Origin of the sequence: Mycobacterium sp. (assembly GCF_049280035.1) — a bacterium.
GTDB lineage: Bacteria > Actinomycetota > Actinomycetes > Mycobacteriales > Mycobacteriaceae > Mycobacterium.
Genome location: NZ_JBAPPI010000685.1, coordinates 1 through 4,739, shown reverse-complemented (window position 1 = coordinate 4,739; position 4,739 = coordinate 1). Strand labels below are relative to the sequence as shown.

Sequence of the window (4,739 nt, the reverse complement as noted above, 5' to 3'; positions counted from 1 at the left end):
CCCTTCGCCGTGGCGACGGCACTGTTCTCCACGAACCTGATGTGGTCCACGGTCGATCTGCTGTTCTCCGGCAAGTTGCAGCAGTTCCCGGATCTGCAGATCTCGCTCGCTGAGGGCGGCATCGGTTGGGTGCCTTACATCCTGGAGCGGACCGACTACGTGTGGGAGCGGCACCGCTACTACCAGAAGATCGATTTCGACACCCGTCCGTCGGATCTGTTCCGCAAGCACTTCTGGGGCTGCTTCATCGACGACGAGCACGGCCTGACGAACCGGCACAGCATCGGCATCGACCGCATCATGCTCGAGATCGACTTCCCACACAGCGATTCCAACTGGCCGAACTCGCGTAAGCGGGCCGCCGAGGTGCTCGCAGGTATTCCCGACGATGAATGCTCGCTGATCGTCGAGGAGAACGCCCGCCGGATGCTCAACTTCCCGCGGGTGACGTCGGGCGATCGGCAACTTGCCGGCGTCTAGAGTCTGCCCCGCGAGACCAACTGCGCGGCAACGACATTACGCTGTATCTCGTTGGTTCCTTCGCCGACGATCATGAGTGGGGCGTCGCGGAAGTAGCGCTCGACATCGTATTCGGTGGAATAGCCATACCCGCCGTGGATTCGGATGGCGTTAAGGGCGATTTCCATGGCCACCTCCGACGCGAACAGCTTGGCCATCCCGGCCTCCATGTCGCACCGCTCGCCGCTGTCGTATTTCTCTGCCGCGTAGCGGGTCAGTTGGCGTGCCGCAGTCAGTTTGGTGGCCATGTCGGCCAGGTAGTTACCCACGGACTGGTGCTTCCAGATCGGCTGCCCGAAGCTCTCCCGCTCCTGCGCGTATTTCAGCGCGTCTTCAAGTGCTGCGCTCGCCACGCCCAGCGCCCGCGATGCCACCTGAATACGGCCCGTTTCAAGGCCTTTCATCATCTGCCCGAATCCGCTGCCCGGTTCGTCGCCGAGGATCGCCGAGGCCGGTACGCGGCAGTCGTCGAACGACAGCTCGCAACTCTCCACGCCCTTGTAGCCCAGCTTGGGCAGGTCGCGTGAGACGGTGAGACCCTGACCGTGTTCGACCAGGACGATCGAAATGCCCTTATGGCGGGGGACGGCTAGTGGGTCGGTCTTGCATAGCAGTGCGATGAGACCGGACCTGCGGGCGTTGCTGATCCAGGTCTTCGCGCCGTTGATCACCAGCTGGTTGCCCTCCGCGCGTGCGGTGGTCGTCATCGCCTGCAGGTCCGAGCCGCCACCAGGTTCGGTGAGCGCCATCGTGGCCCGCAGCTCCCCGCTCGCCATGCGCGGCAGGTACTTCTGTCGCTGTTCCTCGGTGCCGTACAACGAGATCAGCTTCGCGACCACGGTGTGCCCGCCCATCGCGCCGGCCAGACTCATCCAGCCCCGGGCCAGCTCCTCGGTTACGTTTATGTAGCAGGGCATCGACACCGGCGAACCGCCGTATATCTCTGGCACGGCGAGCCCGAAGATCCCGATCCGCTTCATCTGCTCGATCCACGCTTCCGGGTACTCGTTCGCGTGCTCTACCTCGCGGACCGTGGGCTTGACGTCGCGGTCAATGAAAGTCCGCACCGTATCGACCAACATGGTCTCTTCGTCACTGAGCCTGGACGTCATCGCAGTCCTGCGCGGTGCCCGAGCGCAGATTCGATGGTTCTCAATTTCCCAGACCTCCCGATAGTGGGCGACGACGTGCAGCGACGTCCCGTCGCCAGCGCGATGTCTTCTTCGTACCGGATGCTACTGTCAGAATCAAGAGACCGGACCAGGCTCACACGCCCGACTGGCTTCCACTTATATGCATTGTAAGGCCGGTAGAGGCCCGATTTTCAAAAACGACAGCAGTGTCAGAACAGCAGTCCACAGCCAGTTGTCAGTCGCGATCGTAGTGACAGACCGCTTCCAGCATGACGCCGAACGGGTCAAGCCAAAAAGTTGCAAAATAGGGCGGTTGATACTGCGGAAACGACTGCGGCTCATGGATAACCTCACCACCGACACGCTTAACCAGCTTGCGCACTTCATGAACGGCCGACCGTGTTTTCACCATGAAGGCTAGGTGTTGCAGTCCCGCGCGATGCCGCGAGTACGCGCCCGCCTCGACCGCCGGATAGAAGAACAAGTAGGTGCCGGGTTTTCCCTCCGCTGGTCTAAACGCGAACTGGTCCTCTGCCGCTATGAACAACTCGAATCCGACCAAGGGCATCAACTCGTCGTAATAGCGTTTGGCGGCCGTGAGATCAGGAACGTTGATACCAAGATGGCCCAGCATCCCTTGAATCTAAGCCGCCAGCCGCTGAGAGCGGTCGAAATAGTTAAAGCTTTAGTCTTATGCTGTCAGACTGGACGAGACCGCGCGCTGGGACGGTCGAGCGGAGGAGGTCGTATGAAGGTTCGCCTCGAGCAGTCGAAGTGCGTGGGCCACGCCCAGTGCTACGCGGTCGACCCGGAGTTGTTCCCGATCGACGAGTCCGGCTACTCCATCCTCGAGGACCACGAAGTGCGACCGGAAGACGAGCAGCTCACCCGAGACGGAGTCGCCGCGTGCCCCGAAATGGCCCTCATTCTCGAGGGCGGCTGACGGGCGGCTTGCCAATCGACTGCCGTAACCGGCAGACTGCCTACATAGTTAACCAGGTTGACTTTGTGGAGTGTCATGCAGACAGCTGATTGGCGTTCCCGGCTCGAGTTGCTACTCGCCGACTTCCGTCGTCGCCGGGACGACACCGCGCGCGGCGGCGAGAAACCCGACCGCATCGAGGTCGCCCGCGCGTGGCACGCCGAACTCGTCGACCACCAACTTGCCGCGCCAGGCTGGCCGCACGAGGTCGGCGGTCTCGACCTCTCACTAGAGGATCAGCTGGACTACTACCGGATGACCACCGATGCGGGTGCGCCGCCGCATCCGTGCCCGCTGTCGTTCATCCTCGCCCCCACCCTGATCGCCCATGGCACCCAACAGCAGAAGGATCGTTTCCTGACACCGCTGCTGCGGGCCGACGAGTTCTGGTGTCAAGGGTTTTCCGAACCCGGGGCGGGCAGCGACCTGTCGTCGCTGTCGACCCGTGCCGTCCGCGATGGGGACGTGTACCGGGTGACGGGGCAGAAGGTGTGGACCACGATGGCCGACCGCGCCGACTGGATGTTCGCGCTGGTGCGGACGGGGTCGGGGGACAAACCATCCGACGGGATCACCTATCTGCTGATCCCGATGAAAAGCCCGGGGATCACGGTGCGTCCGCTGCGCGACATCAGCGGCGCGGCGCACTTTGCGGAGGTCTTCCTCGACGACGTGGCGGTGCCCGTCGAGAACGTGGTCGGCGATGAGGGCGCGGGCTGGTCGATCATGCGGACGTCGCTGGGCCACGAGCGGGCCACCGCTTTCCTCGCCGACGAGTTCAAGTACCGGCGCACGGCCGACCGGGTGATCGACCTTGTCGTCTCCCAACGGCTCGACGACGACCCGTTGGTCCGCCAGGACGTCGCGCGGCTGGAATCCGGGGTTCGCACCATTGCCGCCAACAGCGCCCGTGCATTGGCCGCGGTGCTGCGCGGCGAGGATCCAGGCAGTGTGGCGTCGGTGAACCGGTTGGTGAAATCGGAGTTCGAACAGCACATGCATGCGCTCGCCCTGCGCGCGGCCGGTCCCTACGCGGCGCTGGGCAGCCGGGCGCCCGACGCCGTAGACGGCGGGCGTTGGACATTCGGGTACCTGATGAGCCGGGCAACCACGATCGGCGCGGGAACCGCGGAGATCCAACGCAACACCATCGCCGAGAGCGTGCTCGGGCTGCCGTCACACCGGGGCGAGGGCACGCGTACGGCCGCCGTCACGCCCGGCGAACCGCTCGCCGTGCCCGAGGAGGATGAACGCGAGCTGCGCGAGGTGCTGGCGGCGACACTTCGGGCCAAGGTGGACGTGGCGGCATTGCTCGACCGCAAGCGTCCCATCGATGCGGCCGAACCCGAAGTGTGGTCGGCGCTCGTTGAATTCGGCCTACCGGGTCTCGCCGTCGATGAATCCCTGGGCGGCGCCGGCGCCCGACCGCGTCTGCTTTACGCCGCCATCGAGGAAGCCGCGAAGGCATTGGCCCCTGCGTCGCTCGTTTCGACGGTGACCGCGCTCGACGTCGCCCTGCAATGCGGCGCAAAGGCTTTGGTCCAGCGGATCACCGCCGGAACGGCTGCGGCGTTCGCCGTTCCCGTGAACGACAGCGGCTGGGTGACCAGCGGCCCTGAGCTGCCCGAGTGGGACGGGGCGGGTCTTAGCGGTGTGGTCCCGATCGTGGTGGGAGCACCACATGCCGAGGTGCTGGTGGCACTGGCTCGCGTCGCCGGCGGTGCTGGTGAGGTGTTGGTGGCCGTCGACCCGTCTGCTGATGGTGTTGACGTGACGGCCCGTCAGCCGCTCGACATCACCGGCACCATCGGCGCGGTGACCTTCAGCCGGGCGGCGGGGGAGGTGCTGGCCGACGGGGCCGATGTGCCGTCGGTGCTACGCGACGCCTACCGCCAGGCGGTGCTGGCCGTGGCCGCCGACTCGATCGGGGTGGGCTCGCGAGCTCTGGCGATGGCCGTCGACTGGGCACGCGAGCGGCATCAGTTCGGCCGCCCCATCGGCAGCTTCCAGGCGGTGTCGCACCGGTGTGCGGACATGCTCGTCGCGCTGGAGGGTGCCCGCAGCCAGGTTCTCGCGGCGGCCGAGGCCGACCTCGAGGAGTCGGG

Annotated in this window: 5 protein-coding genes; 3 read left to right on the top strand and 2 right to left on the bottom strand. The window is 65.2% G+C overall.

The annotated features are described in order from the left end of the window. Window positions 1-480 (top strand): amidohydrolase family protein (locus tag WAN71_RS21955; RefSeq protein ID WP_422227350.1); only part of this gene is annotated, 480 nt, incomplete at its 5' end. On the opposite strand, the gene WAN71_RS21950 is transcribed toward WAN71_RS21955, so the two are convergent. Together WAN71_RS21950 and WAN71_RS21945 are read right to left on the bottom strand one after the other, a co-directional pair. After that, window positions 477-1,631, bottom strand: a complete 1,155-nt coding sequence (locus WAN71_RS21950; protein ID WP_422227349.1) for an acyl-CoA dehydrogenase family protein — start codon at window positions 1,629-1,631, stop codon at window positions 477-479. The two genes, WAN71_RS21955 and WAN71_RS21950, sit on opposite strands and share 4 nt — an antisense overlap. Window positions 1,632-1,887: 256 nt before the next feature. Further along, window positions 1,888-2,286 carry a VOC family protein gene (locus WAN71_RS21945; protein WP_422227348.1) on the bottom strand — a complete coding sequence of 133 codons (399 nt, stop codon included), beginning with the start codon at window positions 2,284-2,286 and terminating at the stop codon, window positions 1,888-1,890. Between the two features lie 114 nt (window positions 2,287-2,400). On the opposite strand from WAN71_RS21945, the gene WAN71_RS21940 reads away from it, so the two are divergent. Both WAN71_RS21940 and WAN71_RS21935 read left to right on the top strand, forming a co-directional pair. After that, window positions 2,401-2,595, top strand: a complete 195-nt coding sequence (locus WAN71_RS21940) for a ferredoxin (RefSeq protein ID WP_422227347.1) — start codon at window positions 2,401-2,403, stop codon at window positions 2,593-2,595. A 75-nt stretch (window positions 2,596-2,670) separates the two neighbouring features. Next, window positions 2,671-4,739 (top strand): acyl-CoA dehydrogenase family protein (locus tag WAN71_RS21935; protein ID WP_422227346.1); only part of this gene is annotated, 2,069 nt, incomplete at its 3' end.